This is a genomic window from Paraburkholderia sp. GV068 (assembly GCF_003058125.1).
In the GTDB taxonomy this organism is placed as follows: Bacteria; Pseudomonadota; Gammaproteobacteria; order Burkholderiales; family Burkholderiaceae; genus Paraburkholderia; species Paraburkholderia graminis.
In genome coordinates this window covers 21,899-40,967 of the sequence record NZ_QBUB01000021.1, presented here as the reverse complement: position 1 = coordinate 40,967, position 19,069 = coordinate 21,899, and the positions used below count along the sequence as shown (strand labels likewise).

Genomic DNA, 19,069 nt, shown 5'->3' with positions numbered 1-19,069 from the left:
GAAGCATTGTTTGCGCTTCGGCGACCGCGGGCTGTTGCCGGAAACGAAAGTGCGGCAACGGCCCGTTTCATTTGCGGGCCCGCTTTTGCGAACCCGAACGCAGATTACGGAGTGTGTGGATGGCGAAGCGACCCGACCTCGACGATTTCCGCGTGCCTTATTTCGAGGGCAAAAAGAACGGCAAATTCTCGCTCGACGATTTCGATCCCGCGTCGAAGCCTTTTTCCACTGGATCGAAAGATTCCGACCGCGAGCGGCTCTCCGAGATCGGCGCGAAGCTCGACGTCTTGCAGGAACGCTTGCACGCGCAACGAAAACGCCGCGTGCTGCTGGTCCTGCAGGGCATGGACACGAGCGGCAAGGACGGCACGATTCGCGCCGTGTTTCACGAAGTCGATCCGCTCGGTCTGCGCATCGCGCCGTTCCGGGCGCCGACGCCCGACGAACTCGCGCACGACTTCCTGTGGCGCGTGCATGCGCAAGCGCCCGCTGCGGGCGAACTGACGATCTTCAATCGCAGCCACTATGAAGACCTGCTGGTGCCGACCGTGCTCGGCAACATCGACGCGAATGCATTCGACGTGCGCTGCCGCCACATTCGCCAGTTCGAGGAACTGCTTGCCGACAGCGACACGACGATCATCAAGTGCATGCTGCATATTTCGAAAGAAGAGCAGCGCGAGCGGCTTCAGGCGCGCGTCGACGATGAGACCAAGCACTGGAAGTTCGATGTAGCGGACCTCGACGCACGCAAGCAGTGGGACACATACCAGGGCGTTTATCGCAACGCGCTGGCCGCGACTTCGACCGAATACGCGCCGTGGTACGTCATCCCCGCGGACTCGAAAACGCATCGCAATGTGATGGTTGCCGAGTTGCTATTGCGCACTTTCCAGGACTTGAAGCTGGAATTCCCGCCGGCCAAGGAATCGCTGAAAGGCGTGAAGATCGAATGACTTTCGGCGTCGTCGGAAAACCATCTCGAAGACGAATCTCCAAACGAATCGAACACAAAGGAACGACATGTTGCGTGTGATTACCGCCAACCTGAACGGCATCCGCTCAGCGGCCAAAAAGGGTTTTTTCGACTGGTTCGGCGAGCAGAATGCCGACGTGCTTTGCGTGCAGGAAATCAAATGTTCGCAGGACGACATGACGCCGGAATTCCTCGCGCCGCATGATTTCACCGGCTATTTCCAGCACGCGGTGAAGAAGGGTTATAGCGGCGCGGGCGTCTATACGCGTCACGAGCCGGATGAGGTTGTGATCGGCTTCGGCAGCGAGGAATTCGATCCCGAAGGGCGTTATGTCGAACTGCGTTTCGGCAAGCTGTCGGTTGTGTCGGTGTATGTGCCGTCAGGGTCGAGCGGCGAAGAGCGTCAGCAGGCCAAGTATCGTTTCATGGACGAGTTCATGCCGCATCTCGCGCAGCTCGCGCGCGAGCGCGAAGTGATCCTGTGCGGCGACGTGAATATCGTCCACAAGGAAATCGACATCAAGAACTGGAAGAGCAATCAGAAGAACTCGGGTTGCCTGCCGGAAGAGCGCGCGTGGCTCACCAAACTGTTCGACGAAGTCGGTTACGTCGACGTCTTCCGCACGCTCGATCAGCGGCCCGAGCAATATACGTGGTGGAGCAATCGCGGCCAGGCGTATGCGAAGAACGTGGGGTGGCGGATCGATTATCAGATCGCGACGCCGGGCATCGCGAGCAAGGCGAAACGCACTGAAGTGTTTCGCGACATCAAGTTCAGCGACCACGCGCCGCTGACGGTCGACTACGACCACGACGTGTCGAAGAAGTGAGTTTAGATTCTGCGCGGCGGCCTTGAGTTGAAGCGCCGCGTCGGTAAGAGCGCTTGAGCGGCGTCCGCAAGACGCGCGCTCGAGATCGCGGAGGCGTGAAGCGTGACGCCCGTTAATCGCGCGCCAGTTTGCGGCGCGGACGGCCCATGCCCGCATAGTCCGGCAGCGCATCCACGGTTTTGCCGATGGCCTTTGCATAAAGCGGCAGCATGTCCGGCAGCCGCTTGACGATGTCCTGGCGGCGCGCGGGCGAGTACGGATGCACGTAGATGAAGCCCTGCTCGCGATTGCTGCGCGTGGCCTGCGCGAGCTTGTCCCACAGCGTGACCGCCGCGCGCGGATCGAAGCCCGCACGAGAGGCGATGTCGCTGCCGATCACGTCGGCTTCGGTTTCGTCCGTGTTTTCGTACTTCATTTCGAGCAGGCGCGAACCGATGCCGAGCGGCGCTGCGCCCAGGTCCGCGAGACCGAAGAGCTGCGGGATCGTGCCCGACGAATCCAATTGGCTTGCCTGCAACTGACCGAGCCGCTCGCGCGCATGTTCGCGCAGCGCATGCGCGATCTCATGGCCGATCAGCATGCCGAGCTCGTTGTCGTTCAGATGCGCGCGGTCGAGCAGCCCGCCGTACACGACGATCTTGCCGCCCGGCAGGCAGTACATGCGAATGTCGGGCGAACGCACGACGGCGACGTCCCACTTCCAGCCTTTCGCCCGCTCGTTCCATTTGAGCGAGTACGGAACCATCTTGTCGACGATCGAGCGCACGCGCGTGACGTGCGCATCGCTGTCGCCGTATAGACGGTTGGCGTGCTCGGCGCCGTACGCGATCTGGCTGAACTCTTCGGCGGCTTGCGCCTCGAGCATCGGCGACGGAATCAGGTTGCGGAACACCAGATAGCCGCCGTAACGCAACTGGTTGCTCGGGCCGTACGACGCAGCCGGCTTTGCAGCGCCAGCGGGCGATGACGTCGGCGCCGCGGCTTTCGCGCTCGCGGATGGTTGAGCGGTTGGTCCTGCCGGCGCGTTGCCGGAACTCGTCGCGCTGTTCGCGGCCGGCGGTGCAGCCGGCGCGCTTTCAGCGCTCGTTGCTGCCGCAGCGGATTTCGCCGCGGGCGCGGGCGGTTGCGGCGCAGCAGCCGTTGCAGCGTTGAGCGCCGTGCCGGCCGCGGCGCTGTTAGCGGCGGGCGGTGCAGCGGTGGTCGGCGCGGCGGCGGCCGGCGTTCCAGCGGCTGCGTAAACAGCAGCGGACGGCGCGATCAAACTCACAAACCCCGAACAGCCGACCCACAACGCTGCGCGAAGCGCGCCACGGCCAGCATCGCGCAACGCGACGCCGCGGCGCGCACCCAGGCGCAATGGCTGTTTTGCGAAAAGCACCTTCACGACCGCACTCTCCACGGCGCGATGCGCAACAAAAGCAGCATGCCCGGCACGGCCAACGCGGTACAGACAATGAAGTAGTCGAACCAGCCGATCTTCGCGACCACATAGCCGCTCGCCGCCGACGCCAGCGTGCGCGGCACCGAAGCGAGGCTCGTAAAGAGCGCGAACTGCGTGGCCGTATAACGCGGATCGGTCGTGCTGGCGATGTACGCGGTGAAGGCCGCCATCGTCAGACCGGTGGAGAAAGTTTCGAAACCGTAGACGAGCGCGAGCGCGACCGAGCGCGGTTCGAGTTGCACCGACCAGTCGATGCCGACCCACGACAGCAGCTTCGTCGTGCCTTCGCTGGTCCAGACGGCGATGTCGTAAATCGCCGTCAAGCCAGGCGAAGCAGGTCCGAGATGCGCGAGCCAGGCGAAGCCGAGCGTCGACACCATCTGCAGGATGCCGAAGATCCACAAGCCGCGGCCGATGCCGATCTTCATCAGCCAGATGCCGCCGACAATTCCGCCCGCGAGACTCGCGCCAAACGCCGTCGTTTTCGCGATCACGCCGATCTGCGTGCGCGAGAAACCGATGTCGAGGAAGAACGATGTGGACAACGTCGTCGCCATCGTGTCGCCGAGCTTGTACAGAAAGATGAAGCCGAGCACGAACAACGCGCCGCGCCAGCCATCGCGTTGGACGAATTCGCGGAACGGCTGCACGATCGCGTCGCGCAAATTCTTGGGCGGCGTGCCGTGCACTTCGGGCTCGCGTACGACAAGCGTCATCACCATGCCGGGCACCATGAACGCAGCGGTCACGATGAACACGGTAGTCCACGGCAAATGATCTGACAGAATCAGCGCCAGCGAACCCGGCACCAGTGCCGCGATCTTGTAGGCATTGACGTGCACTGCGTTGCCGAGACCCTGTTGCGTGTCGCTTAGCAACTCGCGCCGGTAGGCATCGATTGAAATGTCCTGGCTTGCGCCGAAAAACGCGACGAGCGCCGTCAATGCCGCGACGGTCCAGATTGAGTCGCGCGGCGACACGAACCCAAGCGTGCCGATAGCGCCCGCGACCAGAATCTGCGTGACGAGCATCCAGCCGCGCCGTCTGCCCGGACGCCAGCCCGGAAAACGCGGGACGTAGCGATCCATCAGCGGCGCCCAGATGAACTTCCAGGTATAGGGAAACTGGATCAGCGCAAAAAGGCCGATCTCCTTCAGATTGACGCCTTCGGAGCGCAACCATGCCTGCACCAGATAGACGAGCGTGAACAGCGGCAATCCCGACGTAAAGCCGAGAAAGACGCAGATCAGCATGCGCGTATTAAAAAACGCGCGCCAGCCGGGATGTTCTTCGTGAGCGGTAAGTGCAGGCGCCTCGTGCGGCGGGTTCGACATGTGGATAGCTTGCGTTAGCTTTTCTTGACGCGATAGACCGCAAGACTACCACGCCAGTTCACGCCCCACCGCACCGTCTGACCGTCGTGCAGCACGACACGGTCGAGAATTTCGATGCCGACTTCGGGCGCGAGCGCCTCGAAGTCCTTGATGGTCAGCACGCGCACGTTCGGCGTGTTGTGCCATTGATAGGGCAGCGACTTCGACACCGGCATGCGTCCCCGAACTACGGAAAGCCGATGCGCCCAATAGCCGAAGTTCGGAAACGACACGATACATTCGCGACCGACGCGCACCGTTTCCCGCAAAATCGCCGCGGTCTGATGAATGGTTTGCAGCGTCTGCGACAAAACCGCGAAGTCGAAACTGCCGTCTTCGAAAAGACGCAGACCGTCTTCGAGATTCTGCTGGATCACGTTGACGCCGTTTTGCGTCGCGGCCAGCACGCCCGCGTCGTTGATTTCGATGCCGTAGCCTTGCACGTCCAGTTCCTCGGTGAGCAGCGACAGCAGCGAGCCGTCGCCGCAACCCAGGTCCAGCACCGTGGCGCGCGGTTCGACCCAGCGGGCGATCGCGCGGAAGTCCGGGCGCAGCGCCAGATAATCGAGTGCTCGCTGGTTCATGCGTTCACCTCGTTCGCAATGCGTTCGTAGTAGGCGCGCATCAGGTTGTGATAGCGCGCGTCGTCGAGCAGGAAGGCGTCGTGGCCGTGCGGCGCGTCGATTTCCGCGTACGTCACGGTGCGCTTGTGATCGAGCAGCGCCTTCACGAGTTCGCGCGAGCGGGCCGGCGCGAAACGCCAGTCGGTTGAGAAGCTGGCGATCAGATATTTCGCCGTGGTGTGCGCAAGGGCCGCTGTCAGATCGCCTTCGAAGGCTTTCGCCGGATCGAAGTAATCGAGCGCGCGCGTGATCAGCAGATACGTGTTCGCGTCGAAGTAGTCGGCGAACTTGTCGCCCTGATAGCGCAGGTAGGACTCCACCTCGAACTCGACGTCGAAGTTGAAGTTGTACGCGTCGAGCGCGCCTTCCGCGCGTCGCAGCGAGCGGCCGAATTTCTCGGCCATGTCGTCGTCCGACAGATAGGTGATGTGGCCGATCATGCGCGCGACCCGCAAGCCGCGCTTCGGCTTCACGTTGTGCGCGTAGTAGTTGCCGCCGTGAAAGTCGGGGTCCGACAGAATCGCCGAGCGCGCCACTTCGTTGAACGCAATGTTTTGCGCGGACAGCTTCGGCGTGGACGCCACCACGATGCAATGCGCGACACGCTGCGGATACATCATGCTCCACGCGAGCGCCTGCATGCCGCCGAGGCTGCCGCCCATGACCGCAGCGAAGCGCTCGATGCCGAACCGGTCCGCGACGAGCGCCTGCGCATTGACCCAGTCTTCCACCGTTACCACGGGGAAGGCCGCCCCATACGGTTTGCCGGTGGCCGGATCGATACTCATGGGCCCCGTCGAGCCGAAGCACGAGCCGAGATTGTTCACGCCGATCACGAAGAACTTATTCGTATCGAGCGGCTTGCCTGGGCCGACCATGTTGTCCCACCAGCCGATGTCCTTTGGATTGTCCGCATAGACGCCCGCCACATGATGCGATGCGTTGAGCGCGTGGCACACGAGCACCGCATTGCTGCGCGCGGCGTTGAGCGTGCCGTAGGTCTCGACCATCAGGTCGTAGCCGGCAAGCGAGCTGCCGTTCTGCAGACGCAACGGCTCGGTGAAATGCATTTTTTGTGGAGCGACGATACCGATCGATTCCATTCATTCCGCCATTTGACAAAGACAGGGCGGCTAGACGGCGTCGGCAAAGCACGGAGGAGAACGACTTGTGCGCGGCTGACGACCTCTTTAGCCGCATTTATAGTGAACCGCGGAATTGTTCCACTGGTTCGCGCGCCCGCAATCGAGTCAGCAAATCGGCGCGTAGTACGTGTGTTCTGGAGCGCGGTTCCCTCGATACCTGTCATGTGCTTTCAGGTAATGCAAGGCCGCAGTCAGGCGCAAAGTATAGCGGAAAATTCCGGGCGGCAACGTCTGGCCGGCAGCCCACGCGGCTTCCCGAGCAAGCTACTGGAGGATCACTCGCAATTGCGAATCGGCGTCGTCGGCCGGCATGCGCACAAAGCCGCTACGGACAAAGCGATGCCAGCGTCCAATGACATAGCTCAACAGCAGACTCGCGCGCACGGCAGGATCGTAGTCCGCCGGAAGAGGCGCGGACGCTTCTTGCGCGGACGCATCGGCACGCACCGCGGCCAAGCGCAAACATTGCTTCAGCGAAGCTTCGACGCGCTCGAGCATCTGATTCACGCGCATCGTCAGCCGTTCATGTTCGCCGACCAGCGCCTCGCATGTCAGCACGCGCGTCATGCCAGGATTTTTCGCGGAGAAATTCAGCAGCATTAACGCGATCGCGCGCGCCTGCAGTACGCCGTTGTTTTCCTTGTCGACGATCTGATTGATCAGGCCGAAGATGGTCTGTTCGATGAACTCGATTAGTCCTTCGAACATTTGCGCCTTGCTCGCAAAGTGACGATAAAGCGCCGCTTCCGATACGCCGAGCCGCGCGGCGAGGGCGGCGGTGGTGATCTTTTCGCTTTTCGGCGCTTCAAGCATCGCGGCGAGCGTCTGCAGGATATGCACGCGGCGCTCGCCTGGCTTCAGACGCTGCGCTCGCGGGACAGCCGCTGCAGCGGGGTCGGGTTCGGCTAGGGCTTCGTCAGGCTTGTCGATCGGCTGCATGGCTGTCGTCCCGTCTGCTGGCGCTTCAATCGAACCGAGCGGGTGCTCAGTCTTAGCGATTTTAACGAACGAATGCTGCGATCGACATAATGCGGCCGGCCGGTGCCCGGCAGACGCGTGGGCACGCCGTCCATATGCGGCTTACGCGGCAGATGGCCGGTAATCCACACGGTGCGGATGCCGAGCCGCCGATAGTTCTTCAGATGCGAGCGCGTGTCTTCGACGAGGATCACGTCTTTCAGCGACACATGCGCGTCGCGCATCGCCTTGCGCAGCATCGCGTGATCGGGCTTCGCGCGCCAGCGGCGCCGGTCGCGCATATGCTCGATGGCGATCACCTGCTCGAACAGACGCTCGATTCGCAGTTGCGCGAGCACTGCGCGCGCATAGCTTTCGGGCGCGTTGGTCAGCACGATCTTGCGGCCCGGCAGCGCGGCGACGAGACGCGCGACGCCTCGCTCGTGGCGGATCATCGAGCCGAGATCGGGAAACGTGTGGACGACCTTCAGGAAGTCGTTTGCATCGAGCGGATGATGGCGCGTGAGGCCCAGCAGCGCCGCGCCGTAACGTTGCGTGTAGCCGGTGCGCAGGCGGTTCGCTTCGTCGAGCTCGACTTGCAGCGCGTCGATGATGTACTGCGTCATCGCCTGATTGATGGCGGGAAAAATCGCGTGCGACGCGTGATGCAGCGTATTGTCGAGATCGAACAGCCAGACCGGACCGCCACTTGCGATCTGCGGACGACGGCGCCGGGAAGTCGGAGTGCGCATGGGAAGAGTGCTGTTCAGGCGCCGGGCGCTGCGGCTAGCGGCGTGATGGACACACGAGGCGCGGTGCAGCGGCGCGCCTCATGTGCCCCGTGTGACGCAGGCATCAATGCGAGCGGATCATCGTGCCGAACGGCTGTTCGGTGAGAATTTCGAGCAGCACCGAATGTTCGATACGCCCGTCGATGATATGCACCGAGCGCACGCCGCTCTTCGCGGCATCCAGCGCCGACGAAATCTTCGGCAGCATGCCGCCCGAGATCGTGCCGTCGGCGAAGAGCCCGTCGATTTCGCGCGCGGACAGATCGGTCAGCAGATTGCCTTCCTTGTCCATCACGCCGGGGATGTTCGTCATCATCACGAGCTTCTCGGCGTTCAGCACGACCGCCAGTTTGCCCGCGACGAGATCGGCGTTGATGTTGTACGACAGCCCGTCTTCGCCGAAGCCGATCGGCGAGATGACCGGAATGAACGCGTCGTCTTGCAGCGCCTTCACCACGGCCGGATTGATCGCCTCGACCTCGCCGACCTGGCCGATGTCCACGTACTGGCCGGGATTGTCGCGGTCCGGCATCAGCATCTTGCGCGCGTGGATCAAACCGCCGTCCTTGCCCGTCAGACCGACTGCGTGACCGCCGAAGTGATTGATCAGCGTGACGATGTCCTGCTGCACTTCGCCGCCGAGCACCCATTCGACGACTTCCATCGTCTCTTCGTCGGTAACGCGCATGCCTTGAATGAACGTGCCCTGCTTGCCGACCTTCTTCAGCGCGTGGTCGATTTGCGGACCGCCGCCGTGCACGATGACCGGGTTGATGCCGACCAGCTTCAGCAGAATGACGTCGCGCGCGAAGCCCTGCTTCAGCCGCTCCTCCGTCATGGCGTTGCCGCCGTATTTGATGACCACGGTCTTACCGTGATACTGGCGAATGTAGGGCAGCGCCTCGGCCAGGATTTCAGCCTTCAGGGTGGGCGCAATCTGCGAAAGGTCGGGAAGCTCGGACATGGCGGCAGGCTCGGGCACGGAACAGTTAAAACAGGGCGAATTGTACAGGACTGGCGCGCTGCAACAGGGTTTTCGACGCGTGCGGCGGCGGCGTGCAACGCCGCGTTTCCGTGCTATGAAACCGTGCTTTGCAGCGGCAACTCGGAGTCAAGCGTAGCGCGTCTTCCGTGTGCCTGTGAACTAGCCGAATGGACGACTCACGGTAGGACGCAAGCCGTGGCATCATTTCCCTGTCGATGCCCGCGAGACCGTCCGCCTGTCATGAAACCGTCTGTTTCCCGCCCACCAGGCAGCGCGCGCTGCCCGCGCTGCGGCAATGCGTTCGATTGCGCGATGCACGCAGAGCCTTTCGACTGCTGGTGCCGCGAGATGCCGGCACTGCCGCGCGAGCGGCTGGACCCCGCCGGCCGTTGCCTTTGCCCCGAATGCCTCGCTGCGGAAATCGCGCGGACGGCTCAGCCGGAGCCCGGTGCGGACGTGCCGTGAACGCGTCTGCTATGGGCGGTCAGGGTCACGGTCACGCTCGCTCCTCGCTTTAGCGCTTAGCGTTGTACGGCGACGTGCTGTGCCGCGAGCGCTTCCAGATCGCGGGCGACGGCTTCAAGCGCCGGCGTCCACTCGCCGAAGCTCGGTTGCCGGTACAGCGTCGCGCTCGGATACCACGGGCTGTCGCATCGATCGATCAGCCAGACCCAGTGCGGGTTGACGTCGAGCAGCACCCACGTGCGTTGCCCGAGCGCGCCGCTCAGATGCGCGGCCGACGTGCAAACGGTAATGACGAGGTCGAGCGCGCCGACGAACGCGGCGGTGTCGTCGAAGGTGGCGAATTCGGCGGTGTAGTCGGTGATCGGCAGGCCGGCGGCCGCGGCTGCGTTCACGTCGGCGCTCGCGCCCGGTTGCAGCGAGTAGAACGCCACGTTGCGCATGCCCGCGAAGTGCTTCGCATAGCGTTCCCAGCCGACACGCCGAAACGGATTGCGTTGATGCCCGTGGCTGCCCGTCCACGCGAGTCCGACCTTGAGCCTCGGCTCGCCGGCGAGCCGTTGACGCCAGCGCTCGAGAGCAGCGGCGTCCGCGTGAAGATAAGGCCCGCGCGACGGGATGGTCGCCTCGCTCGTGCCGAAGACCAGCGGCAGGCTCAGCAATGGAATCTCGAAGTCGAATGGCGGCAGCGATTCGACACCGCCGCCCGCCGAAAACTGATCGACGTGAGCGGCCAGGCTGCGTGCCATCAAGCCGCCCATCTGCGGGAACGAGTTCCACACGAGACGGCCGCCTTCGCGATGCACGTACTCGGCCAGCATTGGAATGTACCGGCAGAATTGCAGCAGATCGCCCATGCCCTGCTCGCCCCATACCAGCAATGTTTTGCCGGCGAGCGGCTCGCCCTTCCAGGTCGGCGCCGGGAAGGCGGGACGATTGCCGCGCAGCTCCGACGAGCCGCTCCAGCGCGCCTCATGCGAGAGCCAGCCGTTCGCGTAGTCGCCGCGCATCAGTTGCAGCATCGACAGATTCGAACGCATGCCCGCGTGGTCGGGCGCGAGTGTGCAGGCTGTTTCGGCGGCCTGCAAAGCCGCGTCCCAACGTTGTGCCTCTCTTAGCGCCAGCGCATAGTTGTTGTGGGCGAGCGCACTGGACGGCGCGCACTGAACCGCTCGCTCGCCGGCTTCGAGCGAGCCCGACAAATCCAGGTTCTGGCGATAAGCGTTTGCAAGATTGGTCCAGGCGTTTCCATCGTCGGGATGTGCGAGCACGGCTTGTTCGAGAAGCGCGGTTTGCTCGCGAAGGTCGCCATTCGACAGCGAAAGCGCGCCAGCGAGGTTGCTGCGTAGCGACGGCAACGTGGGTTCGAGTGCGAGCGCGCGGCGGTAGGGAGCGACCGCCTCGCCGTGCCGGTCCGCGACCTGAAGCGCGTAACCGAGACGGAAGTGCGCACGCGCGTTGCCGCTATCCAGTTGGGCAATAATGGAGGCCAGTTCGATCGCATCGCCCAGGCGTTGTTGCTCGATCAGATTCTGAGTGAGCGAGGTCAGCGAGTCCTCGTCCAGCGGATGAAGCTGCGCTGCCGCGCGAAGCGCTTGTGCTTCCGGCTCGACCGCGCCGCTCACACGCGCCGCGGCGGCTTGCTGCATGAAATTAAGGAAAGCTGACGGGATGTCGGAGTCGACCATGAGGATTGCGGCCGAGAGATCGGCGCGAGGCGCTAACAGAGAAAGCTATAGTATCACCGGGCTGCGGCGGCACTATTGGGAAGCGTCCGAACGGGTAAAGTGAACTGAGGTCATGCATCGTATAACCAACACGGGCCGCGTCAATCTCGGCCATCTGTTCTGGCTGCGCAGCCTTGCGATCATCGGGCAGTTGCTGACCATCGCGTTCGTGCAGATATTCATCGGCGTGCATTTGCCGTTGCCTGCCATGCTGCTCGTCATCGCGCTCGAGGTGATCTTTAACGCACTCACGTGGTGGCGCGTCACGCAGCAGCGGCCCGAGTCGAACATGGAGCTGTTCGGCCAGATCTGGGTCGATCTCGGCGCGTTGTCCGCGTTGCTGTTTCTGTCCGGCGGCACGACCAATCCCTTTGTCTCGCTGTACCTGCCGTCGCTTGCCATCGCGGCGGCCGTGCTGCCCTGGCGACTGATGGCGTGGCTCGCCGCGTTCGCCGTGGCCTGCTATGCAGTCCTCGGCTTCGATTCGGTGCCGCTGAATCTCGACAACCCGGCCAATCTGTTCGACTACTACCGTGCCGGCATGTGGGTCAACTTCATGGTGAGCGTCGGGCTGATCGCGTGGTTCGTCGCGCGCATGTCGCGAGCCCTGCGGCTACGTGACGCAGCGCTCGGAGAAGCGCAGCAGCGCTTGCTCCAGGACGAACGCGCGGTCGCGCTCGGTGTCCAGGCCGCTACCGTCGCTCACGAAATCGGCACGCCTCTGTCTACAATTGCAATGCTGTCCGAAGAATTGCGCGACGCGGCGCGTACCGACAAAGGGCTCGCGCCGTACAGCGCCGATCTCGAACTGCTCGAACAGCAGATGAGCTTGTGCACATCCGCGCTCGCGAGGTTGAGGAGCCGTGCAACGACCGCCACCAATCGCCAGCCGGTCGACGAGTGGCTCGGATCGTTCGCCGAGCAATGGCGCTTGCGCCATCCGCATGTGAAGTTCGAGCGGCTTGGCGCTCCGCCCGCGGATGTCAGTCTCGACGACACGGTAGCCGTCAGCCAGATTCTGACGATTCTGCTCGACAACGCCGCGCGCGCGAGCCGCGATCACGTCACGCTGTCGTGCCGGCTCACGGCGCGCGGCGATCAGATCGAATTCGAAGTCTGCGACGCGGGCCCCGGCATTCCGGCTGCGCTGCGCGGCTCACTCGGAGCGATGCCGGTGGACAGCACGCAAGGCGGGCACGGCGTCGGCCTGTACCTGGCGTTTTCGGCGGCGGCGCGCCTGAAAGGATCGATTGAATTGACGGACGTCAATGCGACCCAACCGCGTGGCACGCGCGCAGTCTTGCGGCTGCCGCTCACCGGTCGCAAAAGTTCCGGCCCGGGCCGCCAAGGCGCCGCGCCATCCAACACGGAGAAACAGGCATGAGCGAGATGAATTTTCTGGTGATCGACGACGACGAGGTGTTCTCCGGTATCCTCGCGCGCGGTTTGACGCGGCGCGGCTATACGGTGAGCGAAGCCCACAACGCGGACGAAGCGATCAGGCTGGCCAACCAGCAGAAGTTCAGTCAGATCACAGTGGATCTGCATCTTGGCAACGACTCGGGCCTCACGCTCGTCGCGCCGTTGCGCGATCTGCAACCCGACGCGCGCATGCTCGTGCTGACCGGTTACGCGAGCATTGCTACCGCGGTGCAAGCGGTGAAAGACGGCGCGGACAACTACTTGGCGAAGCCTGCGAACGTCGAAACCATTCTCTCGGCGCTGCAAAGCGAGGCGAGTGCGTTGCAGGCGGAAGAGGCGATCGAGCATCCCACGCCGCTCTCGGTTGCGCGTCTCGAATGGGAGCACATTCAGCGCGTGCTGGCCGAGCACGGCGGCAATATTTCGGCGACGGCGCGCGCGTTGAACATGCATCGCCGGACCTTGCAGCGCAAACTCGCGAAGCGGCCGGTCAAGCAGTAAGTTGCCTTCATCGCCGCATCGTTTGATGTGGCGCAAAGAAAACGGGCCGCCCTTTCTACAGGCGGCCCGTTTTGCTTCGTCGCTTCCGCGTTACATCACAGCACGTAGCGCGACAGGTCTTCGTCTTCGGCGACTTCGTTCAGCGCGCGATCCACATATGCCGCGTCGATCTGCACCGTGCGTCCCGAGTGATTGCCGGCAGCGAACGACACTTCCTCCAGCAACTTTTCGATGACCGTGTAAAGACGGCGCGCACCGATGTTCTCCGTCTTTTCGTTCACCGAATAAGCGATTTCCGCGAGACGGCGAATGCCGTCGTCGGCGAATTCCAGATGCACGTCTTCGGTTGCCAGTAGTGCCTGGTATTGCTTGACGAGGCTCGCATCCGTCGACACCAGGATCGACTCGAAGTCGTTCACCGACAGCGAATCGAGCTCCACGCGAATCGGAAAACGCCCTTGCAGTTCGGGAATCAGATCGCTCGGCTTCGCCAGATGAAACGCGCCGCTCGCGATGAACAGAATGTGATCCGTCTTCACCATGCCGTACTTGGTGTTGATGGTGGTGCCTTCGACGAGCGGCAGCAGATCGCGCTGCACGCCTTGACGCGACACTTCACCGCCGCCGGCTTCATTGCGCGACGCGATCTTGTCGATTTCGTCGAGGAACACAATGCCGTTCTGCTCGACGTTCTGCACGGCTTTGGTTTTGACCTCTTCGTCGTTGAGCATCTTGCCGGCTTCTTCGTCGGTGAGAACCTTCAGCGCTTCCTTCACCTTCATCTTGCGGCGCGTTTTCTTGCCGCCGCCGATGTTCGCGAACATCGAACGGATCTGCTCGGTCATGTCTTCCATGCCCGGCGGCCCCATGATGTCCATGCCGACTTGCGGCTGCTCGACGTCGAGCTCGATTTCCTTGTCGTCAAGCAGACCTTCGCGCAGACGCTTGCGGAAAGTCTGGCGCGTGGTGCTGCCTTCGTCGGCCGTGTCGATCGTGCTCGAACTGGAACCGAAACCGACCGGACGCGCGCTCGGCAACAGAATGTCGAGAATGCGGTCTTCGGCCTGATCTTCGGCTTTGGTTCGCACTTTGCGCATTTCCGATTCGCGCGTCTGCTTGACCGAAATCTCGATCAGATCGCGCACGATGCTGTCGACGTCGCGGCCCACGTAGCCCACTTCGGTGAACTTGGTGGCTTCGATCTTGATGAACGGCGCGTCGGCGAGCTTGGCGAGGCGCCGCGCGATTTCGGTCTTGCCGACGCCGGTCGGTCCGATCATCAGAATGTTTTTCGGCGTGATTTCCTGACGCAGCGGGTCGTCGACCTGCTGACGGCGCCAGCGGTTGCGCAGCGCCACGGCAACCGCTTTCTTCGCGCGGCCTTGGCCGATGATGTGTTTGTCGAGTTCCGAGACGATCTCGGCAGGGGTCATGGTGCTCATCGTGGGTCCTTACTCGATCGTCTCGATGACGCGGTTGTGGTTCGTGTAGATGCACATGTCGCCGGCAATCTCCAGCGACTTCTCCACGATTTCGCGCGGCGACAACTCGGTGTTGTCGGCGAGGGCTTTCGCGGCGGCCTGCGCATACGCGCCGCCCGAACCGATCGCGCAAATGCCGCCTTCCGGATCGAGCACGTCGCCGTTACCGGTGATGACGAGCGTGGTGGTTGCGTCGGCGGCGATCAGCATGGCTTCGAGACGGCGCAGCATGCGGTCCGTGCGCCAGTCTTTCGCGAGCTCGACCGCGGCGCGCGTGAGATTGCCCTGATGCTTTTCCAGCTTCGCCTCGAAGCGGTCGAGCAGTGAAAACGCGTCGGCCGTGCCGCCCGCGAAACCGACCAGCACCTTGCCGTTGTAAATGCGCCTGACCTTCTTCGCACCGCCTTTCATGACGATGTTGCCGAGCGTCACCTGGCCGTCGCCGCCGAGCGCGACCTTGTCGCCGCGGCGCACGGAGACGATCGTCGTGCCGTGAAATTGCTCCATATGCGTTCCTCTTTGCAAAGCGGGTAGGACGCGGCCGCGCGATGCGCGACCGCATGAATCCTGGAAGCAGACGGCGCGCGACGCGGGAAGTGAGCCGCCTCGCGCGCTCGTGCAGCGCATGTCGGATTTATTTTAGGGCGCGCGCGGGCATATCAAGAGCCGGCAAATGGGATAGGACAAAAGAAAAAAGGCGCACGGATCACCGTGCGCCTCTCGACGAAGCAGCGTTTGTGGGCGCGGCGCCGAAGCCGCGCCGCCGGCGTTCAGTCGCCGAACAGCTTCTGGCGCAGTTCGCGGCGCTCCTGCGCCTCGAGCGACAGCGTGGCCGTGGGCCGCGCGAGCAGACGCGGAATGCCGATCGGCTCACCGGTTTCTTCGCACCAGCCGTAGTCGCCAGAGTCGATGCGGGCGAGCGACTGCTGCACCTTCTTCAGCAGCTTGCGCTCGCGGTCGCGCGTGCGCAGCTCGAGTGCATGCTCTTCCTCGATCGTTGCGCGGTCGGCCGGGTCCGGCACGATTACTGTTTCGCGCAGGTTCTCGGTCGTCTGGCCGGCATTGCGGAGAATTTCCGCCTGCAGCTGTTCGAGCTTGTTCTTGAAGAAAGCGAGCTGATCCTCATTCATGTAATCCTTGTCGCTCATCTTCAGGATTTCGGCTTCGGTCAAGAGTCGTTTCGTCGTCATCTGGCTTACTTCTTCAATGTGAGGCAAAACTCTTACATAGTGCCCGCACTTTCGTATTGCCCGCAAGGCGCCTGGGACGTTGAGCACAAGCTGACACGGACGATGAACTGTCGTGACGCCGAAGCGCCTCACGCCCACCTCGGGCGTCGCAACGCCAATGCGGGGCCGAACTCCTCTGGAAACCGGTTCTCAAATGCTCCTGAGGTATTTGCTCCCGGGCAGCGAGCCTCCTCGGGCTGCTGCGGCGGGTATTGTCGGCGAGTTCCCCGGACAAGATTTTCCGGCGCCGCTACAAGCCCGGTGCGCCCCACTGCGCAATATGTAATCACCGCGCACTGACCGGGCAAATCGTTCTCATTCTCCAGTGGGCACGTATTGTAACTGAATCACAATCCGGCGCCGCAACTGGTGGAAATCCCTCGGCGGCGCACTGGTATCCCGAAAATATAACGCGCGAACGGTCAAAAAGCGATGGTTGAGCGTCCACTAATACAGCAGGGTTTTCACGCGTTTTTCATACATGTGCGCCACCGCACATTTCGCGAGGGCCATTTGGCCCCCGCGCCCCGAGTAACAGCAGACCAATACGCTTTTGCCAGGCGCGACGCTCAGGCGAGGCAGGCGTCGAGGCCGTCGGTAATCAGGTCTTGCGGCAATTCGATACCGATAAACACCATCTTGTTGGTCTTTTTCTCGGCCGGCTGCCATTTGGCCGCGAGGTCGCTGCCCATCATCTGATGCACGCCCTGGAACACGACTTTGCGGTCGACGCCCTTCATGTACAGCACGCCCTTGTAACGCAGCAGGCGCTCGCCGTAAATCTGCAGGATGCCGCCGAGAAAGTCTTCGAGCTTGTTCGGATCGAACGGACGATCGTTGCGGTACACGAACGACTTGATCTTGTCGTCGTGATGCGCGTGATGGTGATGCGCATGATCGTGGCCTTCATGGCCTTCGTGATCGCAATGGCCGTGGTCATGATCGCAATTTGCGTGGTCGTGATCGTGACCGTGCGTGTGGCCGTGCTCGTCGTGCGCATGCGCGTGGTTATGCGCGTGTTCGTCCTCGACGAGGAAGTCCGGATCGATCTCGAGCTTCGAATTCAGATTGAAGCCGCGCAGGTCGAAGATTTCCTTGATGTCCGCGTCGCCGAAATTGACGACCTTGATCGCCGCCCTCGGATTCATATGCAGCAGACGGTGGCGCAGATCGCCCAGTTGCGCTTCGTCGACGAGATCGGCCTTCGTGATGAACAGGCGATCGGCGAAACCGACCTGGCGCTGCACGACTTCGTGCTCGTCCAGTTGATGATTCGCGTGCTTCGCGTCGACCAGCGTGATGATCGCGTCGAGCAGGAATTCGCTGGCGATCTGGTCGTCCATGAAGAAAGTCTGCGCAACGGGGCCGGGATTCGCGAGGCCGGTGGTTTCGATCACCACGCGGTCGAAGTCCAGTTTGCCCGACTGCTTCTGCGCCGCAAGATCGCCCAGCACGCGCGAAAGGTCGCCGCGGATCGTGCAGCAGATGCAGCCGTTGCTCATCTGGATGATCTGCTCGCTCGTGTCCTGCACGAGAATCTCGTTGTCGATGTTCTCTTCGCCGAACTCGTTCTCGATCACGGCGATCTTCATGCCGTGCTTTTCGTTCAGGATGCGCTTGAGCAGGGTAGTTTTGCCGCTGCCGAGAAAGCCGGTCAGGATGGTGACTGGGATCATGTTGTTCGCCTATAGAGTCGTGAAACGATGCGTAATCGTATGCTTAGCGTATGCATAGCGGTATGCATGAGCCGGGCGCGGCAACCTCGCAGCGCGCAGCCTGTCTAGCCGGTTATTGAAACATATCTGCCCACGCGGCGCTGGCAGCCGGCACGGCCGGGCCGCCGCCGCTCGCGTCCCGCTGCGAAATAACCGTGAAGTTATAGGCGATCAGGCGATTTGCAACAGCAGGCCCTTCAGGTATTCGCCTTCCGGAAATGCTGTGAGCAACGGATGATCCACCCCGGCGCCAAGACGCTTGAGAATCCGCGCGTCGACGCGCGCGTCCGCGGCCGCGCTCGCCACGATCTTCTGAAACAGCTCGGAATCGATCGCGCCGGAGCACGAGTAGGTGAACAGCAGACCGCCTGGGCGCAGCAGCTTCAGCCCGGTCAGGTTGATGTCCTTGTACGCGCGCGACGCGCGGTCCACATGCTCGCGCGACGGCGCGAATTTCGGCGGATCAAGCACGATCAGATCGAAACGCTCGCCTTCGTCGTAGAGGCGGCGCAGCGTCTTGAAGGCGTCCGCGTCGAGCCAGGTCGCGCGCTCGGCGTTAAAGCCGTTCGCCGCCACGTTCTGCTGCGCGAGCGCGAGCGCCTCGCCGGACGAATCGATTGAAACGACCCGCTTGGCACCGCCTTTGAGCGCCGCCAGCGAGAAGCCGCCCGTGTAGCAGAAGCAGTTCAACACGTCGCGGTCCTGCGCGAGCTGCTGCACGAGCAGGCGGTTATCGCGCTGGTCGACGTAGAAGCCGGTCTTGTGGCCGTTGCGCACGTCGACGTGATAACGCACGCCGTTTTCGCTCGCGATCAGCGCTTCCGACGGCGCTTCGCCCGCCAGCACGCCGGTCGTCTGTTCGAGCCCTTCCTTCTGACGAATCGACACGTCCGAGCGTTCGTAGACGTTCGGACAGCCGGTCGCGCCGACGAGCGCGGCGACGATCGCCTCCTTCCACGCTTCGACGCCCGCCGCCATGAACTGGCAGACGAGCTGGCTGCGCTGGCCTTCGTCCTCGGCGACGTAGTGATCGACGATCAGGCCCGGCAGGCCGTCCGCTTCGCCGAAAATCAGCCGCACGGCGCCGGTATCGCGCACCATCGTTTGACGATGGAGGAGCGCGCGCTGCACGCGGCGCTTGAAGAATGCGTGGTCGATCGGCTCGGCTTCGTCGAAGCTCCAGACGCGCGCGCGGATCTGCGAGTGCGGGCTGTAGGCGGCGCGCGCGAGAAACCGGCCGTCGTGCGCGCGCACGAGCACGGTCGCGCCCGGCGCGGGATTGCCGTCGATCCGGTCAATCGCGTTCGCATAGACCCACGGATGGCGGCGCAGCAGCGATTTTTCTTTCGACGGTTTGAGCGTAACGATATTCATGAGGGTGTCAGCAGAAGCAAGGGCCGCGCAAACTGCG

General features: G+C 62.8%; 18 protein-coding genes. 5 read left to right on the top strand and 13 right to left on the bottom strand.

All coding sequences use genetic code 11. The features are described 5' to 3' along the window. Positions 1 to 119: 119 nt before the first annotated feature. Both C8K18_RS29585 and C8K18_RS29580 read left to right on the top strand, forming a co-directional pair. Positions 120 to 956: a PPK2 family polyphosphate kinase gene (locus C8K18_RS29585; RefSeq protein ID WP_107709140.1), complete on the top strand. Its 837-nt coding sequence runs from the start codon at positions 120 to 122 to the stop codon at positions 954 to 956. 67 nt (positions 957 to 1,023) lie between these two features. Further along, positions 1,024 to 1,806 (top strand): exodeoxyribonuclease III, encoded by a 783-nt coding sequence (locus tag C8K18_RS29580; RefSeq protein ID WP_107709141.1) that lies wholly within the window; start codon positions 1,024 to 1,026, stop codon positions 1,804 to 1,806. Between the two features lie 112 nt (positions 1,807 to 1,918). Here the strand turns inward: C8K18_RS29580 and C8K18_RS29575 are convergent, their stop codons facing one another. The 7 genes from C8K18_RS29575 to argB form a co-directional block, all read right to left on the bottom strand. Continuing rightward, positions 1,919 to 3,190, bottom strand: a complete 1,272-nt coding sequence (locus C8K18_RS29575; RefSeq protein WP_107709347.1) for a M48 family metallopeptidase — start codon at positions 3,188 to 3,190, stop codon at positions 1,919 to 1,921. Then, positions 3,187 to 4,581: an AmpG family muropeptide MFS transporter gene (locus C8K18_RS29570; RefSeq protein ID WP_107709143.1), complete on the bottom strand. Its 1,395-nt coding sequence runs from the start codon at positions 4,579 to 4,581 to the stop codon at positions 3,187 to 3,189. The genes C8K18_RS29575 and C8K18_RS29570 overlap by 4 nt, the downstream gene beginning before the upstream one ends. Positions 4,582 to 4,595: 14 nt before the next feature. Continuing rightward, positions 4,596 to 5,204: a methionine biosynthesis protein MetW gene (gene metW, locus C8K18_RS29565; RefSeq protein WP_006050526.1), complete on the bottom strand. Its 609-nt coding sequence runs from the start codon at positions 5,202 to 5,204 to the stop codon at positions 4,596 to 4,598. Continuing rightward, a complete protein-coding gene (locus C8K18_RS29560; protein WP_107709145.1) occupies positions 5,201 to 6,346 on the bottom strand; it encodes a homoserine O-acetyltransferase in 1,146 nt (381 codons plus the stop codon). Before C8K18_RS29560 ends, metW begins: the two co-directional genes overlap by 4 nt. 306 nt (positions 6,347 to 6,652) lie before the next feature. Next, positions 6,653 to 7,327, bottom strand: coding sequence for a nucleoid occlusion factor SlmA (gene slmA, locus C8K18_RS29550; protein WP_029969457.1), 675 nt, complete (start codon positions 7,325 to 7,327; stop codon positions 6,653 to 6,655). Further along, positions 7,294 to 8,097 carry a pyrimidine 5'-nucleotidase gene (locus C8K18_RS29545; RefSeq protein ID WP_006050523.1) on the bottom strand — a complete coding sequence of 268 codons (804 nt, stop codon included), beginning with the start codon at positions 8,095 to 8,097 and terminating at the stop codon, positions 7,294 to 7,296. Before C8K18_RS29545 ends, slmA begins: the two co-directional genes overlap by 34 nt. A 103-nt stretch (positions 8,098 to 8,200) precedes the next feature. Then, positions 8,201 to 9,100, bottom strand: coding sequence for an acetylglutamate kinase (argB, locus tag C8K18_RS29540; protein WP_006050522.1), 900 nt, complete (start codon positions 9,098 to 9,100; stop codon positions 8,201 to 8,203). A 261-nt stretch (positions 9,101 to 9,361) separates the two neighbouring features. On the opposite strand from argB, the gene C8K18_RS29535 reads away from it, so the two are divergent. Continuing rightward, positions 9,362 to 9,586 carry a cysteine-rich CWC family protein gene (locus C8K18_RS29535; protein WP_081653027.1) on the top strand — a complete coding sequence of 75 codons (225 nt, stop codon included), beginning with the start codon at positions 9,362 to 9,364 and terminating at the stop codon, positions 9,584 to 9,586. Between the two features lie 56 nt (positions 9,587 to 9,642). Here the strand turns inward: C8K18_RS29535 and C8K18_RS29530 are convergent, their stop codons facing one another. Then, complete coding sequence (locus tag C8K18_RS29530; RefSeq protein ID WP_107709147.1) at positions 9,643 to 11,271, bottom strand: tetratricopeptide repeat protein; 1,629 nt, start codon at positions 11,269 to 11,271, stop codon at positions 9,643 to 9,645. Positions 11,272 to 11,383: 112 nt separating this feature from the next. Between C8K18_RS29530 and C8K18_RS29525 the strand changes: the two genes are divergently transcribed. Further along, a complete protein-coding gene (locus C8K18_RS29525) occupies positions 11,384 to 12,694 on the top strand; it encodes an ATP-binding protein (RefSeq protein ID WP_006050520.1) in 1,311 nt (436 codons plus the stop codon). Then, a complete protein-coding gene (locus tag C8K18_RS29520) occupies positions 12,691 to 13,233 on the top strand; it encodes a response regulator transcription factor (RefSeq protein WP_006050519.1) in 543 nt (180 codons plus the stop codon). Before C8K18_RS29525 ends, C8K18_RS29520 begins: the two co-directional genes overlap by 4 nt. A 95-nt stretch (positions 13,234 to 13,328) precedes the next feature. Here the strand turns inward: C8K18_RS29520 and hslU are convergent, their stop codons facing one another. The 5 genes from hslU to C8K18_RS29495 form a co-directional block, all read right to left on the bottom strand. Beyond that, complete coding sequence (hslU, locus tag C8K18_RS29515; RefSeq protein WP_029969460.1) at positions 13,329 to 14,675, bottom strand: ATP-dependent protease ATPase subunit HslU; 1,347 nt, start codon at positions 14,673 to 14,675, stop codon at positions 13,329 to 13,331. A 9-nt stretch (positions 14,676 to 14,684) separates the two neighbouring features. Beyond that, positions 14,685 to 15,221 (bottom strand): ATP-dependent protease subunit HslV, encoded by a 537-nt coding sequence (hslV, locus tag C8K18_RS29510; protein ID WP_006050517.1) that lies wholly within the window; start codon positions 15,219 to 15,221, stop codon positions 14,685 to 14,687. A 263-nt stretch (positions 15,222 to 15,484) separates the two neighbouring features. Next, positions 15,485 to 15,904 (bottom strand): RNA polymerase-binding protein DksA, encoded by a 420-nt coding sequence (dksA, locus tag C8K18_RS29505; protein ID WP_006050516.1) that lies wholly within the window; start codon positions 15,902 to 15,904, stop codon positions 15,485 to 15,487. A gap of 608 nt (positions 15,905 to 16,512) precedes the next feature. Further along, complete coding sequence (locus tag C8K18_RS29500; RefSeq protein WP_107709149.1) at positions 16,513 to 17,619, bottom strand: GTP-binding protein; 1,107 nt, start codon at positions 17,617 to 17,619, stop codon at positions 16,513 to 16,515. Between the two features lie 210 nt (positions 17,620 to 17,829). Beyond that, on the bottom strand, positions 17,830 to 19,032 hold the full coding sequence (locus tag C8K18_RS29495) for a class I SAM-dependent rRNA methyltransferase (protein WP_107709151.1): 1,203 nt from the start codon (positions 19,030 to 19,032) through the stop codon (positions 17,830 to 17,832). Positions 19,033 to 19,069: the final 37 nt, after the last annotated feature.

What these genes read in the sequence shown, in the direction of transcription:
- C8K18_RS29525 (WP_006050520.1), top strand. Translation starts at nt 11,384, where the DNA reads ATGCATCGTATAACCAACACGGGCCGCGTCAATCTCGGCCATCTGTTC.
- hslU (WP_029969460.1), bottom strand. Translation starts at nt 14,675, where the DNA reads ATGAGCACCATGACCCCTGCCGAGATCGTCTCGGAACTCGACAAACAC.
- C8K18_RS29545 (WP_006050523.1), bottom strand. Translation starts at nt 8,097, where the DNA reads ATGCGCACTCCGACTTCCCGGCGCCGTCGTCCGCAGATCGCAAGTGGC.
- hslV (WP_006050517.1), bottom strand. Translation starts at nt 15,221, where the DNA reads ATGGAGCAATTTCACGGCACGACGATCGTCTCCGTGCGCCGCGGCGAC.
- C8K18_RS29520 (WP_006050519.1), top strand. Translation starts at nt 12,691, where the DNA reads ATGAGCGAGATGAATTTTCTGGTGATCGACGACGACGAGGTGTTCTCC.
- C8K18_RS29560 (WP_107709145.1), bottom strand. Translation starts at nt 6,346, where the DNA reads ATGGAATCGATCGGTATCGTCGCTCCACAAAAAATGCATTTCACCGAG.
- C8K18_RS29570 (WP_107709143.1), bottom strand. Translation starts at nt 4,581, where the DNA reads ATGTCGAACCCGCCGCACGAGGCGCCTGCACTTACCGCTCACGAAGAA.
- C8K18_RS29500 (WP_107709149.1), bottom strand. Translation starts at nt 17,619, where the DNA reads ATGATCCCAGTCACCATCCTGACCGGCTTTCTCGGCAGCGGCAAAACT.
- C8K18_RS29580 (WP_107709141.1), top strand. Translation starts at nt 1,024, where the DNA reads ATGTTGCGTGTGATTACCGCCAACCTGAACGGCATCCGCTCAGCGGCC.
- dksA (WP_006050516.1), bottom strand. Translation starts at nt 15,904, where the DNA reads ATGACGACGAAACGACTCTTGACCGAAGCCGAAATCCTGAAGATGAGC.
- metW (WP_006050526.1), bottom strand. Translation starts at nt 5,204, where the DNA reads ATGAACCAGCGAGCACTCGATTATCTGGCGCTGCGCCCGGACTTCCGC.
- C8K18_RS29530 (WP_107709147.1), bottom strand. Translation starts at nt 11,271, where the DNA reads ATGGTCGACTCCGACATCCCGTCAGCTTTCCTTAATTTCATGCAGCAA.
- argB (WP_006050522.1), bottom strand. Translation starts at nt 9,100, where the DNA reads ATGTCCGAGCTTCCCGACCTTTCGCAGATTGCGCCCACCCTGAAGGCT.
- C8K18_RS29535 (WP_081653027.1), top strand. Translation starts at nt 9,362, where the DNA reads ATGAAACCGTCTGTTTCCCGCCCACCAGGCAGCGCGCGCTGCCCGCGC.
- slmA (WP_029969457.1), bottom strand. Translation starts at nt 7,327, where the DNA reads ATGCAGCCGATCGACAAGCCTGACGAAGCCCTAGCCGAACCCGACCCC.
- C8K18_RS29495 (WP_107709151.1), bottom strand. Translation starts at nt 19,032, where the DNA reads ATGAATATCGTTACGCTCAAACCGTCGAAAGAAAAATCGCTGCTGCGC.
- C8K18_RS29585 (WP_107709140.1), top strand. Translation starts at nt 120, where the DNA reads ATGGCGAAGCGACCCGACCTCGACGATTTCCGCGTGCCTTATTTCGAG.